Here is a 19,584-nt window from a genome sequence, read left to right as displayed (position 1 = left end):
ACGCCGGGCTAGAACTGCCGCCGCCCTTCGAAGGCATAGGCGAGGGTGTTGGCATCCAGGTATTCCAGTTCCCCACCCACCGGCACGCCATGGGCGATGCGGCTGACGGTGATTCCGTGGCGGCGTGCCAGCTCGGCGATGTAATGGGCGGTGGCCTCGCCCTCGACGGTGGAATTGGTGGCCAGGATCAACTCCTTCACCTCGCCTTCGGCCAGACGCCGTTCCAGACGGTCCAGCCCCAGATCCTCGGGGCCGACGCCGTCGAGCGGCGACAGATGGCCGTGGAGCACGAAGAACAGCCCCTGGAACACGGTGGCCTGGTCGACGGCCAGGACGTCGGCGGGCGTCTCCACCACGCACAGCAGGCTGCGATCGCGGCGCGGATCGCAGCAACGGCCGCAGACCTCGTCTTCCGTCAGGGTGCGGCAGACCCGGCAGCGGCGGATCTTCTCCAGCGCCTCGCCGAGACACTGGTGCAGCCGGCTGGCGGCGTCGCGGTCCTGCTGCAGCAGGTGAAAGGCCATGCGCTGGGCGCTGCGCGGGCCGACCCCCGGCAGGCAGCGCAAGGCTTCCATCAGGCGCTGAAGGCTGTCGCCACGGTCCATCTCAGAAGGGCAGCTGCATCCCACCGGGCAGCTGCATGCCCCCGGCCAGCTCGGCCATTTTCTCCTGCTTCATGCGTTCGACCTTGTGGACCGCGTCGTTGACCGCCGCCGCTACCAGATCCTCGAGGATCTCCTTTTCCTCCTCCTTGAACAGACTGGAATCGATGGACAGGCGCAGCACTTCGCGCTTGCCGTTCATCACCACCCTCACCAGGCCGCCGCCGGCTTCGCCTTCCACCTCGGCTCGCTCCAGCTCCTCCTGGAGCTGTTTGAACTTCTCCTGCATTTCCTGCGCTTGCTGCATCAAGGCGCCTAGGGGATTTTTCATCGCCACCTCCTCAATTTCTCAATCTTTCCGCGGCTGAATCGAGCCCGGCACGATGCGGGCATCGAAGGTTTCCATAATCAGTTTGACCGTCTCGTCCCCGGCGATCGCCCGCTCCGCCGCCTGCTGTCTCGCCGTCTGCTCCCGTTCCCGCACCGCCGCCGGCGTCTCCTGGTTCACCTCACCGATGCGGATCGTCAGCTTCACCGGCCACCCGAGCGCTTCTGCCAGCGCTTCCGCCAGCCGGGCCTTGAGACGGTCGCTGGCAAGGTGTTCGAAGGCCGGATCGAGCACCAGCTCGCAGCGATCGCCTTCCAGCTTTTCAAGCACGCAGTGATGGGCGAGTTCCTGGACCATCCCCGGCAGACGCATCCGCTGGACCAGATCGTTCCAGACGGGCAGCGCGTCCGGCGCGGGCGTTTCTTCCTGCACAGCCGGCGCCCCTGCCGCGGCCGGCTTCCTCACCGGCATCCGCAGCAGCGTCATCTCCAGACCGGTCCGGGGATCCGGCGCCCAGGGCAGATCCTTCTGCCCCAGAAGCCCGATCTGGTAATACAGCTGCACGTCCTCCGGGGTCAACGCCTGCGCCTGGGCCAGCAGCCAGTCGCGGACCTCGTCCTGCTCGGCGGTTTCCGGCAGTTGCTGGGCCAGGGCGATGCGGTGCAACAGGCCCAACAGGGTCTTGAGCACTTCCCCGAAGTCGGCGGCCTGTTCGGCCAGCCGCCCGACCTCGGCCATCACCGCCTGGGCGTCCGCGGCCGCCAACGCCTCCACCAATCCCTGGACGGCGCGGCGGGTCACCCCGCCTAGCATTTCCGCCACCGCAGCCCCGCGCACCACCTCATCTCCATAGACGATGGCCTGATCCAGCAGGCTGAGAGCGTCGCGCAGACTGCCGTCGGCGGCCTGGGCCAGCAGCTTCAGCGCCTCCGCTTCGAAGGGGATGTTTTCCGCCGTGAGGATCTCCGCCAGCCGCCGCTCGATCTGGGCCGGACTCAAGCGGGTCAGGTTGAACTGCAGGCAGCGCGAGAGCACCGTGACCGGTATCTTCTGCGGATCGGTGGTCGCCAGCAGGAACTTGACGTGGGGCGGCGGCTCCTCCAGGGTCTTGAGCAGGGCGTTGAAACTGTGCCCGGAGAGCATGTGGACTTCGTCGATCAGATAGATCTTGTAGCGCCCCGCCGCGGGCGCGAACTGGGCGTTCTCCAGCAGTTCCCGGGTGTCCTCCACCCGGGTGCGGGAAGCGGCGTCCACTTCGATCAGATCGGCGAAGCGGCCTTCGTCCACCTCCCGGCAGGTCTGGCAGCGGCCGCAGGGCTCGCCGTCGCTGACCCGGTCGCAGTTGAGAGCCTTGGCGAAAATGCGCGCCAGGGTGGTCTTGCCCACACCGCGGGTGCCGGTGAAGAGATAGGCGTGGTGGATGCGGTCGTGGATCAACGCCCCCTGCAGCACCTTGACCACGTGGGACTGCCCGGTGATCTCGGCAAAGCGCTTGGGACGCCACTTGCGGGCCAGGGCCAGATAGCTCATGGAGCAACCGGGAAGATAAAGGCGGCGGGCCGCGCCAGCCACACCCCGGCACACGAATCAGCTGCTACCGTTGCTCCCTTCCGGGCCTGGCGGGGTTCACAGCCTATCGTTGCGGGGGGACCGACGCGGCCCACCATGGAATCGTTCATGTGCCGGCATCGCGCCTGCAGGAAAGCGCTGTATTATCCCGGTCTGGAGCTCGATTTGCAAGGACGAAGCCCTGGGACGACTATCAATCCGCGGGCAACTTCGCTACGCTTTACAGGTCCGACATTCGATATCGCAACATTTCCGGAGGTTCCATTCATGAGTCGAGTCCGCGTCATGCGCCAACCCCAGGTCGGGGTTCTGCAAACCAACAAAGTGCTGCGCAACACCTACGCCCTGCTGGCGATGACCCTGTTGTTCAGCGCCTTCACCGCCTGGCTGTCGATGGCCCTGAACCTGCCCCATCCGGGCCTGATCGTCACTCTGGTGGGGTATTTCGGCCTGCTGTTTTTGACCCAGAAGTTCAGCAACAGCGCCTGGGGCCTGCTGTTCGTGTTCCTGCTCACCGGCTTTATGGGCATGACCCTGGGGCCGATCCTGAGCCTGTACCTGAAATTCATTCCCAACGGCCATCAGATCGTGATGATGGCCCTGGGCGGCACCGGGCTGATCTTTCTCGGCATGTCGGGCTATGCACTGGTATCGCGGCGGGACTTCAGTTTCCTGGGCGGTTTCCTGTTCGCCGGCATTCTGGTCGCCTTTCTCGCAGGATTGGGGGCGATCTTCTTCCAGCTGCCGGGGCTGGCCCTGGCGGTGTCGGCCATGTTCATGGTGCTGATGGCCGGGCTGATCCTGTTCGAAACCAGCCAGATCGTCCACGGCGGCGAAACCAACTACATCCTCGCCACCGTGACCCTGTACGTGGCCATCTACAACCTGTTCACCAGCCTGCTTCACATCCTGGGCTTTCTGGCAGGCGACGAGTAACCGCCCCCATACCGGAACCCGAGGGCAGTCAAAGACTGCCCTTTTCATTTTGGATCGCCAATGAATAGGGGGCTACGCAGATTTTCGGATCAAGTGGGCTGCTGGAAGCGCAGGGTTCCGGTAGCCTGCTGGAGCCGCCGGTCGTATAATTCGCGACTCGACCGAATTTGAAACCAATAGCAAGGGAGGTAAACCGATGAGCGTATTGCTGACCGCTTCGCTGGCTGCTTTCACCGTTGTCGCCGTCCTGGGGGTACTGATCGCCGCCGACCTGCTCCGCGGCCGGTCGGTGGAACGCCAATTCATCCTCACCCATGCCGGCATCGCTGTTCTGGGCGCTCTGCTGGCCATCGGCGCCGCGCTGCAGGGGGACAAGCGCGTCTATGTCAACATCGCCCTGGTGGTGGTCATCGTCATCCTCGGGGTGATGGCCGGGCACAAACGCTATGAGACCGGGCAAGTGCAGAAGGGGCTGATTCTAGCCCATGCCGCCCTGGCGGTGATCTGCTATCTGATCCTGGCGGCCAACACCTTCGGCATCGCCCTGGGGTAATCCTGACGCCCACCTCTGGAAAACCCGGCCGATGCCGGGTTTTCTTTTGCCTCAATCTTCCTCTCCATGGGGCAAATGCCCTCCCCGCCAGATCGAAATCAGCAGCCACACCCCGCCGATGCCAGCGCCGGCGAATCCCAGCACGCCGAGCAGCGGCAGCCCCCACAGGGTCGGACCGCCGGGAACGGTCATGACGATGGCCGAGCCGATGATCAGCGACGAGGTCACCATGCCCACGGCCAGCCGGCTGGCGGCGCGGTCGATGATCCAACCGAAGTAGTCGAGCTGGTTGACATCGACGTTGAAACGCAACGAGCCGGTCTTGAGGGCCTTGATGAGCTGGCGCAGGTCGTTGGGCAGCGCCTGGACGACGTCGAGCATGTCGGCGGTGGTGCGCCAGCCACGTCTGAGGACGACGTCGGGCCGGTAGCGATTGAGCAGGGCCCGGCGCACGTGGGGGGTGGCGGCGGCGATGAGATCGAAATCCGGATCCACCTGGCGCCCCATGCCGTCGAGGGTGAGCAGCGCCTTGAACAGCAAGGCCAGATCGGGCGGTAGCACCAGATCGTAGCTGCGCATCAGATTGGTGAGATCGGTGAGGATGTTGGCGATCTTGAGCTGCTTGAGGGGCAGACCGTGGTAAGTGTCGATGAAAATGTCCACGTCGGCGGTCAGAGCGTCCACGTCCACGTGGACGTCACCGGCCCAGTCGAGCAACACGTTGACCGCGGTGCGGGCGTCACGGTCGATCACCGCCGCCAGCATGTCCACGATCTGGTAACGGCGCGTCTCCGACAGTCGCCCGACCATGCCGAAGTCGATGAAGGCGATGCGGTTGCCGGGCAGGAAGATCAGATTGCCGGGATGGGGATCGGCATGGAAGAAACCGTCGATGAGAATCATCTTCAACACTGCATCGCAACCGCGCCGGGCCAAGATCTTGCGGTTGAGTCCGGCGGCCTCGGCCAGCTGCAGTTTGCGTGCTGGAATCCCCTCGATGTACTCCTGCACGTTGAGACGCTCGCAGCACCACTGCCAGTACATCTTCGGGATCACAATCCAGGGGTCGCGGGCGAAGTTGCCGGCCATACGCTCGGCGTTGCGGGCCTCGTTCTCCAGGTCCATCTCCCGGCGCAGGGAGGAGGCGAACTGGTGGACGATCTCCACCGGCCGATAGCGCCGCAGCTCCTTGATCTCGCGTTCGGCGATGCGCGCCAGGCGCTCGACCAGGCGCAGGTCGGCCTCGACGATTTCCTCGATGCCGGGGCGGCGGATCTTGACGATGACCCGTTCGCCGCTGTAGAGCCGTGCCCGGTGTACCTGAGCGATGGAGGCGGCGGCCAGGGACTGGTATTCGAATTCGGCGAAGACTTCCTCTACCGGCGCGCCGAGGTCTTCTTCCAGCTGCGGACGCAGCTGTTCGAAGGGCAGCGGCGGCACCTGGTCCTGGAGCTTCTCGAATTCAGCGATCCAGTCCGGCGGAAACAGATCGACGCGGGTGGCGAGAACCTGTCCCAGCTTGATGAAAGTCGGCCCCATTTCCTCCAGGGCCCGGCGGATACGCTGGGGGGTATCGAGCGAGACCAGCTCCTCCACCCCTTTCCAATGGAGCGCCCTGCCCGCCTGTTCGAACACGTGCGCCAATCCGAGCCGGCGCACGGCCCCGGCAAACCCATAGCGGATCAGGATGATGCTCAGATCATACAGACGCCCCAGGTCATGGACCGCGGTGACGGCCTCCAGCCACATCAGCTCTTGTGACGGCGCTCGTCTTCTCCACCCAAGCGCTTGGCCTGACGGTCCAGGGCATCGGCGATACCGGCAAGGAAGCCGCTGGCGATGGCTGCCAATTGGGAACCGGCCACCCGGGCGCTTTCACTGACCGCCTTCAGCCCCCATTCCCCTGCTTCCTGGAGTTTGCGCGGCAGATCCTCCATCACATCCGCCAGATACTCGCCGATGGCGGTGCCGCTGTTGCGGGCGTGACGGACCAGATCGTCGAGAATGGTGCGGAACTGCTCGGACCCCCGTTTCGCTACCTCGGTGAGGGTGTCGAGATAGACCTGTTCCAGATCGCGCAACTGCTCCAGGGCCAGTTTGACATCCTGCTCGGCAAATTCCTGTGCCCGGCCGGCAGCCTCCTCCAACGCCAGTTTGGAGGCCTCCGCCGCTTTGATGAGACCGTCCTCGAGACCGCGCAGGACTTCCTCCAATGCCTCCCGGGCCCGGGATCCGTGCTTCTCGATCCCGGCCCCGGCTCCTTTCAGGACCGATTCGATCACCTGACGCACTTCCTCGGCATTCAGACGGCCTTCGGACAGGGCCTCGACGGTCAGACGCCGGACGGTTTCACGGATATCCTCCCCCCTGGTTACCGCCTCGCGCACCGAGGCTTCCAGCTGGGCCATGGCTTCTTCGCGCTGCCCCTGGGACTCGGCCTGAGGGGTTTCATCCGCCTTGGGGGGCTCGGCGCCCGCTTGCGGTTTCGATTCGTGGGTGTTGTCTTGGCTCATCGACTCGCTCCTTCAGGAATTGCAATCTCGCGGCTATGGTGGCCAAATCCCCGGCAAACTGCAAGCATACCGTCGTTTCGGAATGTTACAATAATCGATCTGCATTCTGGGGACTGCAAGCTCATGCTGAGAAACACCCTCCGCCGCCGCCTGCTGGGCTCGATGTTGGTCGGTCTCGGCGCCCTGCTGTTGTGGCTGGCGCCGGAACTGTGGGCCGGTAGCCTAGCCATCCTGATGGTCGCCATCGTCCTGGAAATCATCGGCATCCGCCTGGAACACCAGGACGGCTAGGCGCTTGCACCGCACCAGGCCGCGTTGGATAATGGCTTCCATTCCACCTGACACCCCCGCCAGCCCATACCGTTTATGATCGATCTCAAGAACTATCCCCTGCTCAGCCGCATCAATTCTCCCGACGACCTGCGCCAGCTCAGCGAAGCCGAGTTGACGCAGCTGGCCGAGGAAGTACGCCATTTTCTGCTGGAGAGCGTGAGCCGCTCCGGCGGCCATCTCGCCGCCGGTCTGGGCACGGTGGAACTGACCATCGCCCTCCATTACGTTTACAACACCCCCCACGACCGCCTGGTCTGGGACGTGGGCCATCAGGCCTATCCCCACAAGATCCTCACCGGCCGCCGTGACCGTCTGCCCACCATCCGTAAACACGGCGGTCTGACGCCGTTCCCCAAACGCAGCGAAAGTCCCTACGACGCTTTCGGCGTGGGCCACTCGAGCACCTCCATCTCCGCCGCCCTGGGGATGGCCATCGCTGCTTCCCTGGAAGGTCGCGACCAGCGCGCGGTGGCGATCATCGGCGACGGCGGACTCACCGGCGGCATGGCCTTCGAGGCCCTCAACCACGCCGGCGCCCTGGACGCCAACCTGCTGGTGATCCTCAACGACAACGAAATGTCCATCTCCCCCAATGTCGGGGCGATGACCAACTACCTGGCCAAGATCCTGTCGAGCAAGCTCTACACCACCGTGCGCCAGGGCAGCAAGCAGATCCTGTCGCGGGTGCCGGAGGTATGGGAGCTGGCCCGCCGCGCCGAGGAGCACGTCAAGGGCATGGTGGCGCCGGGCACCCTGTTCGAGGAACTGGGTTTCAACTACATCGGCCCTATCGATGGCCACGATCTGGACACCCTGATCACGACCCTGCGCAACATCCGTGAATTGAAGGGGCCGCAGTTCCTCCACGTCATCACCAAAAAGGGCAAAGGCTATCTGCCGGCCGAGCGCGATCCGGTGACCTACCACGGCGTCTCTCCCTTCGATCCGTCCAAGGACCGCATGACCAAGGCGCCCAGCAAGGGACTGAGCTACACCCAGGTGTTCAGCCGCTGGCTGTGCGACGCCGCCGAGCGTGAACCCAAGCTGGTCGGCATCACCCCGGCGATGCGCGAAGGCTCGGGGCTGGTGGAATTTTCCGACCGCTTCCCCGAACGCTATTTCGACGTCGGCATCGCCGAACAGCACGCCGTCACCGTGGCCGCGGGCATGGCCTGCGAGGGGCTGAAACCGGTGGTGGCGATCTATTCCACCTTCCTGCAACGCGGTTACGATCAGCTGATCCACGACGTGGCGCTGCAGAACCTGCCGGTGGTGTTCGCCATCGACCGCGCCGGCCTGGTCGGTCCCGACGGCCCTACCCACGCCGGCGCCTACGATCTCAGCTTCCTGCGCTGCATTCCCAACATGATCGTCATGGCCCCGGCGGACGAGAACGAATGCTATCAGATGCTCAACACCGCCCTCGCCTCGAGGCGGCCGGCAGCGGTACGCTACCCCCGCGGCACCGGTCCCGGCGCCCGCCTGCAGCGAGACGCCACCACCCTGCCGCTGGGCAAGGGGGAAATCCGCCGCCACGGCAAACGGGTGGCCATCCTTGCCTTTGGCGCCATGGTGGCGCCTGCCTTGGAAGCGGCAGAACGCCTCGACGCCACCGTCGCCAACATGCGCTTCGTCAAGCCGCTGGATGAAGACCTGGTGGCGGAGCTGGCCCGCAGCCACGACTATCTGGTCACGATAGAGGAAAACGCCGTCATGGGCGGCGCCGGCAGCGCCGTCAACGAATGCCTGGTGGCCCATGGCCTGCCGCTGCCGGTGCTCAATCTGGGCCTGCCGGACCGCTACGTCGAGCACGGCAGCCGCGAGGAGCTGCTCAGCGAAGTGGAACTGGACGCCGACGGCATCCGCCGCAACATCGAACATTTCCTCCAACAACACGACAAGCTCAAGGTCATCGCATGACCCCGGACTGGCAGACCCGGCTGCGGGAAAAAATCCGCGACATCCCCGACTTTCCCAAACCCGGGATTCTGTTCAAGGACATCACACCGCTGGTGCGCGATTCGGCGACCCTGCGCCTGGCGCTCCACCACCTCATCCACCCCTTCGTCGGCGCCCCGATCACCGCGGTGGCCGGTATGGAGGCACGGGGATTCATCTTCGGTAGCCTGGCGGCCTGGGAACTGGGGGTCGGCTTCATCCCCCTGCGCAAACCGGGCAAGCTCCCCTACGACGTCCAGAGCGTCTCCTACGCCCTGGAATACGGGGAAAACACGCTGGAGGCCCACATCGACGCCTGCGGCCCCGGCGACCGGGTGCTGCTGGTGGACGATCTGCTCGCCACCGGCGGCACCGCCAAGGCCAGCTGCGAGCTGGTAGAACGGCTGGGCGCCGAAGTGCACGCCCTCGCCTTTGTCATCGAGCTGGATGAACTAGGCGGCCGGACGCAGCTGGCGCCTTATCCGGTCCATAGCCTCTTACACTTCTAATCGTACACCCGCCCCTTCCAGCGGCTGCGGATGCCATGCCAATAGCGCCAGGCGGAGCTCCAGGTCATCGCCAGATAGAGCGAAGCGATCGCCGGTAGCGGCAACGCCCACAGGAGTGACAGCCGGTAGAAACGCACCGTAGGCAGAAAGGAAAGCGTCATCGCCCCCCAGGCCGCCATCCCCCACAGGCGGGTTTCAGGAACGGTGGCCGCCAATACCGGCACCAGGAACATCCACCCCAGCATCAGGGTGCAAATTCCCAGTAACAGCGGCGAATAACCCAACTGGGTATAAGCAGTACGCGCCACCATGTTCCAGATCGTCTCCAGATCGTCGTAAGACCGCTGGCTGACCACGCCGTGGGACAGGCCGATCCAGGTGCGGTAGCCCAGCGCCTTGACCCGGGTCGCCAGGGTGCAGTCGTCGATGAGGGCGTCCCGAAGACTGGCGAAAGCGCCACAGCGCCGCAGGGCTTCGGTACGGACCAGAATGCAGCCGCCGGCGGCGGCGGCGACCCAGGAAACCCGGGGGGAACTGGCCAGGGCGAAGGGATAGATGAACTTGAAAAAATAGACGAACGCCGGCATCAGCAGCTTTTCCCATCGGGACCGGGTGCGCAGCAGAGCCATGATGGAGACCAGATCCCAGCCTTCCGCCTGTTTGGCCAGCAACGCCGCCAGCATGCCGGGCTTGAGTTCGATATCGGCGTCGAGCAGCAACACGTCCGGGGTTTCGATGCGCCGCAGGCCCTGCTCCAAGGCCCAGAGCTTGCCGCTCCATCCCGATGGCAAAGGCGCGCCTGGCACCACGGTCAAACGCAGTCCCGCCACCCCGCGGGCAACCTCGGCGGTGCCGTCGTCGGAGCCGTCGTCCACCACCACGACCCGAAGGCCCGGGGCCTGATCCGCCAGCGCCGCCAGCGTTCGGGCGATGACTGCAGCTTCGTTGCGGGCGGGAATGAGCACCGTCAGACCAGCCGTATCGGCCGCCTCCCCCGGCTGCGGTTCCAGCACCTCCCGGTTGCGCCACGACTGCCAGGGAAGCAGCAGCACTACAATCCAAAGCGCCGCAGCCAAAGCTGCGGCGCCCTCGAACCAAGGCATCGCCGAAATCAGCCGGAATTATTCGACCGCTTCGGCCAGGGAGTCGGCCTCCTTGGCCTTGCGGGCCATTTCCGGGTCCGGCACCATCGGGCCTTCGGTGCGCGGCCCCATCAGCGCCACCCAGGCCGCCTGCAGGGGATGGGCCATGGCGTCTTCCACCGCCGTGGGCTCGTAACCGCAGTGGGCCATGCAGTTGGCGCACTTGGGATTCCTGGAAGTGCCGTACTTGTCCCAGGGCGTGGTTTCCATCAGCTCCTTGAAGGTCTTGGCGTAACCTTCGTCGGCGAGGAAATAGCACGGTTTCTGCCAGCCGAACACGTTGCGGGTGGGATTACCCCACGGGGTACAGCTGTAGGCGCGGTTGCCGGCGAGAAAATCGAGATAGAAGGAGGAGTGGTTCAACCGCCACTTGGCCTTCTTTTCCTTGCCGATGCGGAACAACCGCCGGAACAGTTCCTTGGTTTCGGAATTGCGGATGAAGACGTCCTGGCGCGGCGCCTTTTCGTACTGGAACCCCGGAGAGATGGTCACCGCCTCGATTCCAAGATCGTTGCAGAAATCGAGGAACTCGGCGATCTCCTCGGCCGACTCACCCTGGAACAGGGTACAGTTGACCGTGACCCGGAAGCCGCGCGCCAGCGCCTCCTGGATGGCGTCGACGGCACGCTCGAACACCCCTTCCTGACAGACGGAAGCGTCGTGGCGTTCCTTCAACCCGTCGAGGTGCACCGAGAAGGTCAGATAGGGCGACGGGGTGTAATCCTTCATCCGCTTCTTGAGCAGGAGAGCGTTGGTGCACAGATAGACGAATTTTTTGCGGGCGACGATGCCCTCGACGATCTGGGGCATCTCCTTGTGAAGCAGCGGCTCACCACCGGGAATGGACACGATGGGGGCGCCGCACTCATCCACCGCCTCCAGGCACTCCTCCACCGACAGGCGGCGCTTGAGGATTTCATCGGGGTGATCGATCTTGCCGCAACCGGCGCAGGCCAGGTTGCACTGGAACAGCGGTTCGAGCATCAACACCAGCGGGTAGCGCTTCACCCCCTTGAGTTTCTGCGTGACCAGATAGCGGGCGACGGCGGCTTGTTGTTTCAATGGGATGCCCATTTTCTCTCTCCGTTTTGGTATTCTTCGGCGGCTGACCCGCGCGGCAATTTCCTACTGTTTAGCTCTGTTTGGGCCGCAGAATCAAGCGCCGGGGCAGATCCGGCCTGTTGCATCTGCGCCACAGGAAAAGCCTGTCAGGTCGATGGAAACCTTGGCGGCCTAGTTTAGCGGCTTTAGGCGAAAAAACAACATCCCTTGACCGTCCGGGCAAAACATCTAGAATAAGCTGTTCCATCAGCTTGCCCGTCGCGGCATCCTCAAGGGGGAAATTGATTCGTGTCGATGAATGGAAGCGCTGCAGCCAGCGTCGCCAGGGACTTGAACGCGTTGAATGACGCGGCCTTTCAGGCCCATTTGCTCGAAGGGGTTTCTCGCACCTTCGCCCTGACGATCCCCCAGCTTCCCGAGCCGGTCCACCAAGTGGTCGCCAATGGCTACTTGTTGTGCCGCATCGTCGATACCATCGAGGACGAACCCCTGCTCGACCGTGACGCCAAGCGCCGATTCTGCGAACGTTTCGTCGCCGTGGTCCAGGGGCGGGCCGACGCCGAATCCTTCGCCCAGGCGTTCGCCGCCCAGCTCTCCGAGCAGACACCGCCGGCCGAACACGAGCTGATTCGGGTCATCCCCCGGGTCATCGCCATCACCCACGGTTTTTCCCGGGACGACCGCGAAGCGCTTGCCACCTGCGTGGACATCATGGGACACGGTATGGCCGACTTCCAGGATCGCGATTTGAGCCGCGGCCTGCCGACCCTACAGGACATGAACCGCTACTGTTACTACGTGGCCGGTGTCGTGGGCGAGATGCTGACCCGGGTGTTCTGCAACTATTCCCAGTACATCGCCCAGCACCGCGACGAAATGATGCCGCTGGCGGTTTCCTTCGGTCAGGGGCTGCAGATGACCAACATCCTCAAGGACGTCTGGACCGATCTGGAACGTGGGGTTTGCTGGCTGCCCCGAGATATCTTTCAGCGCCACTGCTTTTCCCTGGACAAACTCAGGCCCGGCCACAACGATCCCCGCTTCGCCGCCGGACTGCGGGATCTCATCGCCATCGCCCACGGCCATCTGCGCAACGCCCTGGAATACACCCTGCTGATTCCGGAATACGAAACCGGTTTGCGGGATTTCTGCCTGTGGGCCTTGGGAATGGCGGTGCTGACCCTGCGCAGGATCAATGCGCATCCCTATTACCGCCACGGGGACGAGGTCAAGATCTCGCGCCGCAGCGTCAAGGCCACCATCGTCACCACCCGCGTCTGCCACCGCCACGACGACTTTCTGCGCGCCCTGTTCGCCCTCGCCAGCCGTGGGCTACCGGGGCCGGCAAAGGCCGAATGGCTCGATCTAAGTGCCATCGGCGCCCATCCCAAACCCGATCATACCCATAACAGAGGCCCAATCCATGACCCAGCTCTCCGCATTACAACAACGCCAAGCCGCGCTTGACACTGCCCGGGACCTGCTGGATCAGGCGATCACCCGGGCCCGCGACGCCCTGATTGCCGACCAGCATCCGGAAGGGTACTGGCTGTACGAGTTCGAAGCCGATTGCACCATCCCGTCCGAGTACATCCTGATGATGCACCACATGGACGAGGTGGACGAGATCCTGCAGGCCAGACTGGCCAACTACATCCGTGCCCGCCAGCAGGCTGACGGCAGCTGGCCCCTTTACACCGGCGGCCGTGGCGACATCAGCTGTTCGGTCAAGGCCTATTACGCCCTCAAGCTGGCCGGCGACTCCCCCGACGCCCCCCACATGCGCAAAGCGCGCGACTTCATTCTCTCGCAAGGGGGAGCCGCCAAGGCCAACGTCTTCACCCGCATCATGCTGGCCATGTTCCGGCAGATCCCCTGGCGGGGAGTGCCCTTCATCCCGGTGGAGATCATGCTGTTCCCCAAGTGGTTCCCGTTCCACCTGGACAAGGTTTCCTACTGGTCGCGCACCGTGATGGTGCCGCTGTTCATTCTCTGCTCCCTGAAAGTCGAGGCCAGAAATCCCAAAAACGTTCACATCCGTGAGCTGTTCGTCACCCCGCCGGAGCAGGAGAAAGGTTACTTCTCCCACGTCAAAACGCCCATCGGCAAATTCATCCTGGTGTTGGAACGCATCGGCCTGAGACTGGAGCCCTTCATCCCCTTCCGCATCCGCCAGCGGGCCTTGGAAAAAGCTCTGGCCTGGAGCCTGGAACGGGCCAACGGCGAGGACGGCCTCGGCGGCATCTTTCCGGCGATGGTCAATCTTTACGAGGCCATGGACGCCATGGGCATCCCGCCGGAGGATCCGCGCCGCCAGACCGCCAAGAAGGCCCTGCAGAAACTGCTGATCCACCGCGATCACGAATCCTACTGTCAACCGTGTCTGTCTCCGGTCTGGGATACCGGTCTGGCGATCCAGGCCCTGCAGGAAGTCGCGGAGGGCGAGGACCACGAACCGACCCGTGAAGCCATCGACAAGGCCTTGGACTGGCTGGTCGGCAAACAGCTGCGGGACGAACCGGGCGACTGGCGCGTGCGCCGCCCGCATCTGGAAGGCGGCGGCTGGGCCTTCCAATTCAACAACGCCTACTATCCGGACGTGGACGACACCGCCGTGGTCGCCCACGCGCTGCTGAAAAGCGACCGGCCCCACCACCGGGAGGCGGCCTGGCGAGCGGCCCGCTGGATCGCCGGCATGCAGTCGAAAAACGGCGGTTACGGGGCCTTCGACCCGGACAATACTTACTACTATCTCAATCACATCCCCTTCGCAGACCACGGCGCCCTCCTCGACCCACCGGAGGCCGACGTCAGCGCCCGCTGCGTCATGCTGCTGGCGGAGCTGGCCGACGAGGTTCCCTATTTCGCCCAGGTACGCGACAAGTGCCTGGCGTTCCTTTGGAACGAGCAGGAGGATGACGGCAGCTGGTTCGGCCGTTGGGGCACCAACTACATCTACGGCACCTGGTCGGTCCTGATGGGGATCGAGGAATGCGGCATCCCCAAGGACGATCCCCGCATCCGCAAGGCGGTCGCCTGGCTCAAGTCGGTCCAGCGTCAAGACGGCGGCTGGGGCGAGAGCAACGACAGCTACGAGGACCGCAACGATCCTGCCATCCGGGGCCGCTTCCACACCAGCATGGCTTGCCACACGGCTTGGGCCTTGTTGGCGTTGATGGCCGCCGGCGAGACGGACACCGAGGCGGTCCGCCGCGGAATCGAATTTCTGCTGCGTAACCAGCAGGAAAACGGCCTCTGGCGCGACGAGTACTTCAACGCCCCCGGCTTCCCGCGGGTGTTCTACCTGAAGTATTACGGTTACGATCGTTTCTTCCCACTGTGGGCCTTGGCCCGCTACCGTAACGAAACCGCGGGCAGGTGCTAGGCATCATCGTCGCCCTGCCGATCGAGGCCCGCACCCTGACACGCTCGCCCGTCCCCCTGGGACGGGCGATTGATTTGGCGACGGGAGCGCGGCTCATCGTCACCGGCATGGGCCACGAGCGCGCGTTGGAAGGCGCTACCCAGCTCCACCGGGCCGGCGCCACCGCCCTACTCAACTGGGGCTGTGCGGCAGCCCTGCGGCCCGACGTCGAAGCCGGCCGCCTGCTGTTGCCGGCGGAATTCGTCCTTCCCCACGGGGAGCGGACCGGCGCCGATCCCGCCTGGCATCGGCGTTTGGCCTGCACCTTGAGCGATCTTGCGCCCGACACCGGGCCGTTGGCAGGCACCGCAACCGCCCTGGTGACCGGCGCGGCCAAACACACCCTGGCCGACCGCAGCAGGGCCGCTGCCGCCGATATGGAAAGCGCCTTCCTGGCCGCTTGGGCCGCCAAACAGAATCTTCCCTTTGCCGCCGTCCGCGCCGTGGCCGACACCGCCGACACGGCCATTCCCGCCGCCGCCACCGCCGCCACCGACGCCTGCGGCCGAATCGACCTCCGGCGCCTGCTCGCCGCCCTGTTGGGCCAGCCCGGTCAAATACCGACGCTGCTCCGCCTGGGCCGCCAGTTCGGCGCCGCCCGCCGGCGGCTGCAACAGGCCGCGGCTACCCTGCGTCCCCAGCATTTCTGCCGGCCATGACTCATATCCTCCTCGATCGCGTTCTCTCCATCGCCCGCTGCTCCCAGCGCCATCCGCTGTGGACGCTGGCGCTGCTGTTTCTGGCCGCGGCCCTGAGCGGCTTCTACGCCGCCACCCACCTGGAGGTGAACACCGATACCGACAAGATGCTCGATCCGGAACTGTCCTTCATGCAGAAACGCTTCGAGCTGGAACGGCTGTTTCCCCAGGACAAGCGCGCCATCCTGCTGATGGTGGAATCCCCGGTCCCCGAGGTCAGCGAGGCCGCCGCGCGCCGGCTCAAGGAACTGCTGGCGCCGCACACGGATACGATCGCCTCGGTCTATCTGCCCACCGCCCACCCCTTTTTCGACCGCTACGGACTACTCTATCTGGACACCCCCGAGCTGGAGCGGCTGGCCAACGACCTGGCCCGGGCCCAGCCCTTCATCGCCCGGCTCTATGAGGACTTCAGTCTGGGCAGCCTGCTGCGCCTGCTGGTGAAGGCACTGCAACACCAAACGGAGATGCCGGTGAAACTGGACCCTGTCGCCGGCCGTCTCGCCACCGCCATCGAAGCCCAACTGGAAGACCGTCCTTACCTGCTGTCCTGGAGCGATCTGCTGTTCCAGCCCAAGCGGGAGATCGGCCATACCCTGCACTTCGTGGTCGTCTCCCCCGTGCTCGACTTCGAGCGCATGCTGCCGGCGGAAAAAGCGATCGAAACCATCCGCAGAGCCATCGCCCAAGTCCGCACCCTCGACGGTATTGCCGTCACCGTACGGATGACCGGCGAACCGGTGCTGGAGTACGAGGAGATGCTGAGCATCACCCACGGCACCGAAGTGGCCGGGTTGGTGTCCCTCGCGCTGGTCTGTCTGGCGCTGCTGCTCAGTTTCCGTTCCTGGAAGCTGGCCCTGGCCACCCTGATCACGCTGGCGCTCGGCCTGCTCTTCTCCATGGGTTTCGCCGCCGCCGCCATCGGCTCTCTCAACATGATCTCCGTCGCTTTCGCAGTGCTCTACATCGGCATGGGTGTCGATTACGCCACCCATCTGGCACTACGCTACCGCGAATACCTGCTCGAGGACCGGACCTACGAAGAGGCCCTGTGGCACAGCGTCAAGAGCGTCTCCCCGGCGCTGCTGCTGTGCGCCCTGACCACCGCCTTGGCGCTCTACGCCTTCGTTCCCACCCATTACCAGGGCATCTCGGAACTGGGCCTCATCGCCGGCTCCAGTATGTTCATCGTGGCCTTCGTCACCCTGACGGCGATGCCGGCGCTGCTCAGTCTCATGCGCCTGGAACCCGTAAGCCACTGGCGCCTGCGCCGGACCCTGTTTCTGCCCCCCGAGCTGGCCCGTTTTCCCTATCGCCATGCCAGGGGAATCAAACGTCTGACCTTTTTCCTGGCACTCGCCGCTTTGGGAACGCTGTGCGCCATCCGCGTGGACTTCAACCCCGTCAACCTCCGCGACCCTAACAGCGAATCGGTCAAAACCTTCAAGGAACTGCTGCGGCTCAAGGAAGCCTCTCCCATGTTCCTGACCGCCTTGGCGGAAAATCCGGCCGAAACCCGGCTCCTGGAACAGCGTTTCGAGCAATTGCCGGTGGTGGAAGCGGCCATGTCGATCTTCGACCTGATCCCCGGGGATCAGGAGGCCAAACTGGCCGTCATCGACGAAATGGCGCTGATCCTGGGACCGCAGCTGGAGCAGCCTCTCGACGCCCGCGGCGGTCAAACCCACCTCGAAGACCTGGAGAACTTTCAGGCCGAACTGGCCCTCCCCGCCGCCGCCAAGGCCCTGGCGCCCGAAACCCGCGCCCGATTGCAGGCCGCCCTGGACCGGTTCTTGAGTGTGTGCCGCCGGCTTGATGCCGCAGACTGCCAGCGGCAGATCGGGCAACTCCAGTTCCGCATTCTGGCCACCTTTCCGCGGGTGATGGAGAAACTGCGTCTGGGCCTGACCGCCGCACCCCTGGAAATCACCGATCTGCCGGAGGACATCCGCAGTCGCTGGGTCTCGCCCTCCGGCATCTACCGCATCGACGTCCTGCCCGCCAAGGACATGAATGTACTCGACAACATGCGGGAATTCGTCCGCGAAGTCCGTAACGCCTATCCGGACATCACCGGTCTACCGGTGATCTACATCGAATCGATGGCGGTGATCATCGGTTCGTTCAAACAGGCGTTCGCCAGCGCCGTGGCCCTCATCAGCGGGCTGCTGCTGCTTCTCTTGCGCAGCAGCCGCGATACTTTCCTGGTGCTGCTGCCGTTAGGGCTGGGCGCGCTGTTCACCGGCGCCGCCATGGCGATTCTGGAACTGCCCCTCAATTACGCCAACGTCATCGTTCTGCCCCTGCTGTTCGGCCTCGGGGTGGACAACGGCATCCACATGATCCACCGCATGCACCAGCTGCCGGCGGGCGATTCGATCTTGACCACCAGCACCGCCCGCGGCATATTCTTCAGCGCGCTGACGACCCTGTTCAGTTTCGCCAGCCTGGGCTTCGTCTCCCACGCGGGAATCGCCAGCATCGGTCAGCTTCTGACCGTCGGCCTGATTCTCAATCTGATGTGCACCTTCTTCGTTCTTCCGGCCTTTGCGGCCACTACCGCGGAAACACGCCCATGACATTGAAACTCGCCGATCTGATCGAAACCCGACGCCAGGAAAACTTCACCCTCCACGAACAGTACCTCAATCCCCAGATGGTGCGGGTCCTGCGCACCATCGGCTACGACCGGGTCTACACCCGGGCCGAAGGCCCCTACCTGTTCGACGACCAGGGCAACCGCTATCTCGACCTGCTCAGCGGTTTCGGGGTTTTCGCCCTCGGGCGCAATCATCCCACGGTCAAGGCGACCCTCAAGGAAGTGCTGGAACTGGACCTGCCCGATCTGGTGCAGATGGACGTCTCCCTGCTCGCCGGGGTGCTGGCGGAGAAACTGGTCGCGCGCACCCCCGAACCCCTGACCCGCCTGTTCTTCTGCAACTCCGGCGCCGAGGCGGTGGAGGCGGCGATCAAGTTCGCCCGCTACACCACCGGCCGCAGCCGCATCCTCTACTGCGAACACGCTTTCCACGGCCTGACCCTGGGGGCCCTGTCCCTCAACGGCGAGGAAATCTTCCGCCAGGGCTTCGGCCCCCTGCTGCCGGACTGCGATCCGATCCCCTTCAACGACCTGGAAGCCCTGGAACGCGCGCTACGGGCGAAAGAGACGGCCGCCTTCATCGTCGAGCCCATCCAGGGCAAGGGGGTCAATCTGCCCGACGACGAATATCTGGCCGAGGCCGCGCGCCTGTGCCGCCGCCACGGGGCCCTGTTCGTGGCCGACGAGATCCAGACCGGCCTGGGGCGCACCGGCAAACTGTGGGCCATCGAGCATTGGAACGTGGAACCGGACATGCTGCTGATGGCCAAGGCCCTGTCCGGCGGTTTCGTGCCGGTGGGGGCGGTGGCGATGACCGGCCGGATCATGGACAAGGTCTTCAACCGCATGGACCGAGCGGTGGTCCACGGTTCCACTTTCTCCAAGAACAACATGGCCATGGCCGCGGGTCTGGCGACCCTGGAGGTGCTGGAAAGCGAGCGTCTGATCGAGAACGCCGCCCGCCAGGGGGAGGCGCTGCTGGCGGAACTGGGCGCGCTGGTGGACCGTTACGAATTCTTTCACCAGGTCCGCGGCAAGGGGCTGATGCTGGCGCTGGAATTCGGCAAACCCGAAAGCTTCAAGCTCAAGACCGCCTGGAACCTGCTGGAAACCGCCAACAAGGGCCTGTTCAGCCAGATGGTCACCATTCCCCTGTTCAAGAAGCACCGCATCCTGAGCCAGGTGGCCGGCCACGGCATGAACGTGGTCAAGTTCCTGCCGCCACTGGTGATCGGCGACGACGACCGGCGCTGGATCGTCGCGGCCATGGACGACGTCCTCGCCGACTGCCACCAGGTGCCCGGCGCCATCTGGGATCTGGGCAGGACCCTGGCCGGTCACGCCCTCAAGGCCCGAAAATCCGCCTGACTTTCCGTAT

Annotated in this window: 17 protein-coding genes and 1 other RNA gene; 10 read left to right on the top strand and 8 right to left on the bottom strand. The window is 64.5% G+C overall.

Annotated elements, in window-relative coordinates; genetic code table 11:
- Nucleotides 1-8 precede the first annotated feature (8 nt).
- The 4 genes from recR to ffs form a co-directional block, all read right to left on the bottom strand.
- Nucleotides 9-605, bottom strand: a complete 597-nt coding sequence (gene recR, locus MIN45_RS08080; RefSeq protein WP_286291466.1) for a recombination mediator RecR — start codon at nt 603-605, stop codon at nt 9-11.
- A gap of 1 nt (nt 606) precedes the next feature.
- Nucleotides 607-933, bottom strand: a complete 327-nt coding sequence (locus MIN45_RS08075) for a YbaB/EbfC family nucleoid-associated protein (protein ID WP_286291465.1) — start codon at nt 931-933, stop codon at nt 607-609.
- A gap of 18 nt (nt 934-951) precedes the next feature.
- Nucleotides 952-2,460, bottom strand: coding sequence for a DNA polymerase III subunit gamma/tau (dnaX, locus tag MIN45_RS08070; protein WP_286291464.1), 1,509 nt, complete (start codon nt 2,458-2,460; stop codon nt 952-954).
- A 29-nt stretch (nt 2,461-2,489) separates the two neighbouring features.
- Nucleotides 2,490-2,586: signal recognition particle sRNA small type (gene ffs, locus MIN45_RS08065), an RNA gene on the bottom strand.
- Nucleotides 2,587-2,766: 180 nt separating this feature from the next.
- Between ffs and MIN45_RS08060 the strand changes: the two genes are divergently transcribed.
- Nucleotides 2,767-3,435, top strand: a complete 669-nt coding sequence (locus MIN45_RS08060; RefSeq protein ID WP_286291463.1) for a Bax inhibitor-1/YccA family protein — start codon at nt 2,767-2,769, stop codon at nt 3,433-3,435.
- Between the two features lie 196 nt (nt 3,436-3,631).
- Nucleotides 3,632-3,988, top strand: coding sequence for a hypothetical protein (locus MIN45_RS08055; RefSeq protein WP_286291462.1), 357 nt, complete (start codon nt 3,632-3,634; stop codon nt 3,986-3,988).
- A gap of 51 nt (nt 3,989-4,039) precedes the next feature.
- Here the strand turns inward: MIN45_RS08055 and MIN45_RS08050 are convergent, their stop codons facing one another.
- Both MIN45_RS08050 and MIN45_RS08045 read right to left on the bottom strand, forming a co-directional pair.
- Nucleotides 4,040-5,737: an ABC1 kinase family protein gene (locus MIN45_RS08050; RefSeq protein ID WP_286291461.1), complete on the bottom strand. Its 1,698-nt coding sequence runs from the start codon at nt 5,735-5,737 to the stop codon at nt 4,040-4,042.
- Nucleotides 5,737-6,501 carry a DUF6781 family protein gene (locus MIN45_RS08045; RefSeq protein ID WP_286291460.1) on the bottom strand — a complete coding sequence of 255 codons (765 nt, stop codon included), beginning with the start codon at nt 6,499-6,501 and terminating at the stop codon, nt 5,737-5,739. Before MIN45_RS08045 ends, MIN45_RS08050 begins: the two co-directional genes overlap by 1 nt.
- 123 nt (nt 6,502-6,624) lie before the next feature.
- On the opposite strand from MIN45_RS08045, the gene MIN45_RS08040 reads away from it, so the two are divergent.
- The 3 genes from MIN45_RS08040 (at nt 6,625) to MIN45_RS08030 (ending at nt 9,281) form a co-directional block, all read left to right on the top strand.
- Entirely contained in the window at nt 6,625-6,792 is a 168-nt protein-coding gene (locus tag MIN45_RS08040; RefSeq protein WP_286291459.1) for a hypothetical protein, read from the top strand.
- A gap of 75 nt (nt 6,793-6,867) precedes the next feature.
- On the top strand, nt 6,868-8,754 hold the full coding sequence (gene dxs / locus MIN45_RS08035; RefSeq protein ID WP_286291457.1) for a 1-deoxy-D-xylulose-5-phosphate synthase: 1,887 nt from the start codon (nt 6,868-6,870) through the stop codon (nt 8,752-8,754).
- The gene (locus MIN45_RS08030) at nt 8,751-9,281 is read left to right on the top strand and encodes an adenine phosphoribosyltransferase (RefSeq protein ID WP_286291454.1); all 531 of its coding nucleotides are present in this window, start codon (nt 8,751-8,753) and stop codon (nt 9,279-9,281) included. The genes dxs and MIN45_RS08030 overlap by 4 nt, the downstream gene beginning before the upstream one ends.
- Here the strand turns inward: MIN45_RS08030 and MIN45_RS08025 are convergent.
- Nucleotides 9,278-10,384, bottom strand: a complete 1,107-nt coding sequence (locus tag MIN45_RS08025) for a glycosyltransferase (RefSeq protein WP_286291453.1) — start codon at nt 10,382-10,384, stop codon at nt 9,278-9,280. The genes MIN45_RS08030 and MIN45_RS08025 overlap by 4 nt on opposite strands.
- Before the next feature lie 18 nt (nt 10,385-10,402).
- Nucleotides 10,403-11,497 carry an adenosyl-hopene transferase HpnH gene (hpnH, locus tag MIN45_RS08020; protein ID WP_286291451.1) on the bottom strand — a complete coding sequence of 365 codons (1,095 nt, stop codon included), beginning with the start codon at nt 11,495-11,497 and terminating at the stop codon, nt 10,403-10,405.
- 318 nt (nt 11,498-11,815) lie between these two features.
- Here hpnH and MIN45_RS08015 point away from each other — a divergent pair, with 318 nt between their 5' ends.
- The 5 genes from MIN45_RS08015 to MIN45_RS07995 are packed head-to-tail and all read left to right on the top strand — an operon-like array spanning nt 11,816 to nt 19,574.
- Nucleotides 11,816-12,952, top strand: a complete 1,137-nt coding sequence (locus MIN45_RS08015; protein ID WP_337250341.1) for a phytoene/squalene synthase family protein — start codon at nt 11,816-11,818, stop codon at nt 12,950-12,952.
- Nucleotides 12,909-14,870 carry a squalene--hopene cyclase gene (shc, locus tag MIN45_RS08010; protein WP_286291449.1) on the top strand — a complete coding sequence of 654 codons (1,962 nt, stop codon included), beginning with the start codon at nt 12,909-12,911 and terminating at the stop codon, nt 14,868-14,870. The genes MIN45_RS08015 and shc overlap by 44 nt, the downstream gene beginning before the upstream one ends.
- Nucleotides 14,864-15,568 carry a phosphorylase family protein gene (locus MIN45_RS08005; protein WP_286291447.1) on the top strand — a complete coding sequence of 235 codons (705 nt, stop codon included), beginning with the start codon at nt 14,864-14,866 and terminating at the stop codon, nt 15,566-15,568. The genes shc and MIN45_RS08005 overlap by 7 nt, the downstream gene beginning before the upstream one ends.
- Nucleotides 15,565-18,186, top strand: coding sequence for an MMPL family transporter (locus tag MIN45_RS08000; RefSeq protein ID WP_286291446.1), 2,622 nt, complete (start codon nt 15,565-15,567; stop codon nt 18,184-18,186). Before MIN45_RS08005 ends, MIN45_RS08000 begins: the two co-directional genes overlap by 4 nt.
- Nucleotides 18,183-19,574 carry an aspartate aminotransferase family protein gene (locus tag MIN45_RS07995; RefSeq protein WP_286291443.1) on the top strand — a complete coding sequence of 464 codons (1,392 nt, stop codon included), beginning with the start codon at nt 18,183-18,185 and terminating at the stop codon, nt 19,572-19,574. The genes MIN45_RS08000 and MIN45_RS07995 overlap by 4 nt, the downstream gene beginning before the upstream one ends.
- The last annotated feature ends 10 nt before the right edge of the window (nt 19,575-19,584 follow it).

This window comes from Methylomarinovum tepidoasis, assembly GCF_030294985.1.
Classification (GTDB): domain Bacteria; phylum Pseudomonadota; class Gammaproteobacteria; order Methylococcales; family Methylothermaceae; genus Methylohalobius; species Methylohalobius tepidoasis.
The sequence above is the reverse complement of the archived record's forward strand: the minus strand, read 5'-3'. Positions and strand labels throughout refer to the sequence as shown.

What these genes read in the sequence shown, in the direction of transcription:
- recR (WP_286291466.1), bottom strand. Translation starts at nt 605, where the DNA reads ATGGACCGTGGCGACAGCCTTCAGCGCCTGATGGAAGCCTTGCGCTGC.
- MIN45_RS08075 (WP_286291465.1), bottom strand. Translation starts at nt 933, where the DNA reads ATGAAAAATCCCCTAGGCGCCTTGATGCAGCAAGCGCAGGAAATGCAG.
- dnaX (WP_286291464.1), bottom strand. Translation starts at nt 2,460, where the DNA reads ATGAGCTATCTGGCCCTGGCCCGCAAGTGGCGTCCCAAGCGCTTTGCC.
- MIN45_RS08060 (WP_286291463.1), top strand. Translation starts at nt 2,767, where the DNA reads ATGAGTCGAGTCCGCGTCATGCGCCAACCCCAGGTCGGGGTTCTGCAA.
- MIN45_RS08055 (WP_286291462.1), top strand. Translation starts at nt 3,632, where the DNA reads ATGAGCGTATTGCTGACCGCTTCGCTGGCTGCTTTCACCGTTGTCGCC.
- MIN45_RS08050 (WP_286291461.1), bottom strand. Translation starts at nt 5,737, where the DNA reads ATGTGGCTGGAGGCCGTCACCGCGGTCCATGACCTGGGGCGTCTGTAT.
- MIN45_RS08045 (WP_286291460.1), bottom strand. Translation starts at nt 6,501, where the DNA reads ATGAGCCAAGACAACACCCACGAATCGAAACCGCAAGCGGGCGCCGAG.
- MIN45_RS08040 (WP_286291459.1), top strand. Translation starts at nt 6,625, where the DNA reads ATGCTGAGAAACACCCTCCGCCGCCGCCTGCTGGGCTCGATGTTGGTC.
- dxs (WP_286291457.1), top strand. Translation starts at nt 6,868, where the DNA reads ATGATCGATCTCAAGAACTATCCCCTGCTCAGCCGCATCAATTCTCCC.
- MIN45_RS08030 (WP_286291454.1), top strand. Translation starts at nt 8,751, where the DNA reads ATGACCCCGGACTGGCAGACCCGGCTGCGGGAAAAAATCCGCGACATC.
- MIN45_RS08025 (WP_286291453.1), bottom strand. Translation starts at nt 10,384, where the DNA reads ATGCCTTGGTTCGAGGGCGCCGCAGCTTTGGCTGCGGCGCTTTGGATT.
- hpnH (WP_286291451.1), bottom strand. Translation starts at nt 11,497, where the DNA reads ATGGGCATCCCATTGAAACAACAAGCCGCCGTCGCCCGCTATCTGGTC.
- shc (WP_286291449.1), top strand. Translation starts at nt 12,909, where the DNA reads ATGACCCAGCTCTCCGCATTACAACAACGCCAAGCCGCGCTTGACACT.
- MIN45_RS08000 (WP_286291446.1), top strand. Translation starts at nt 15,565, where the DNA reads ATGACTCATATCCTCCTCGATCGCGTTCTCTCCATCGCCCGCTGCTCC.
- MIN45_RS07995 (WP_286291443.1), top strand. Translation starts at nt 18,183, where the DNA reads ATGACATTGAAACTCGCCGATCTGATCGAAACCCGACGCCAGGAAAAC.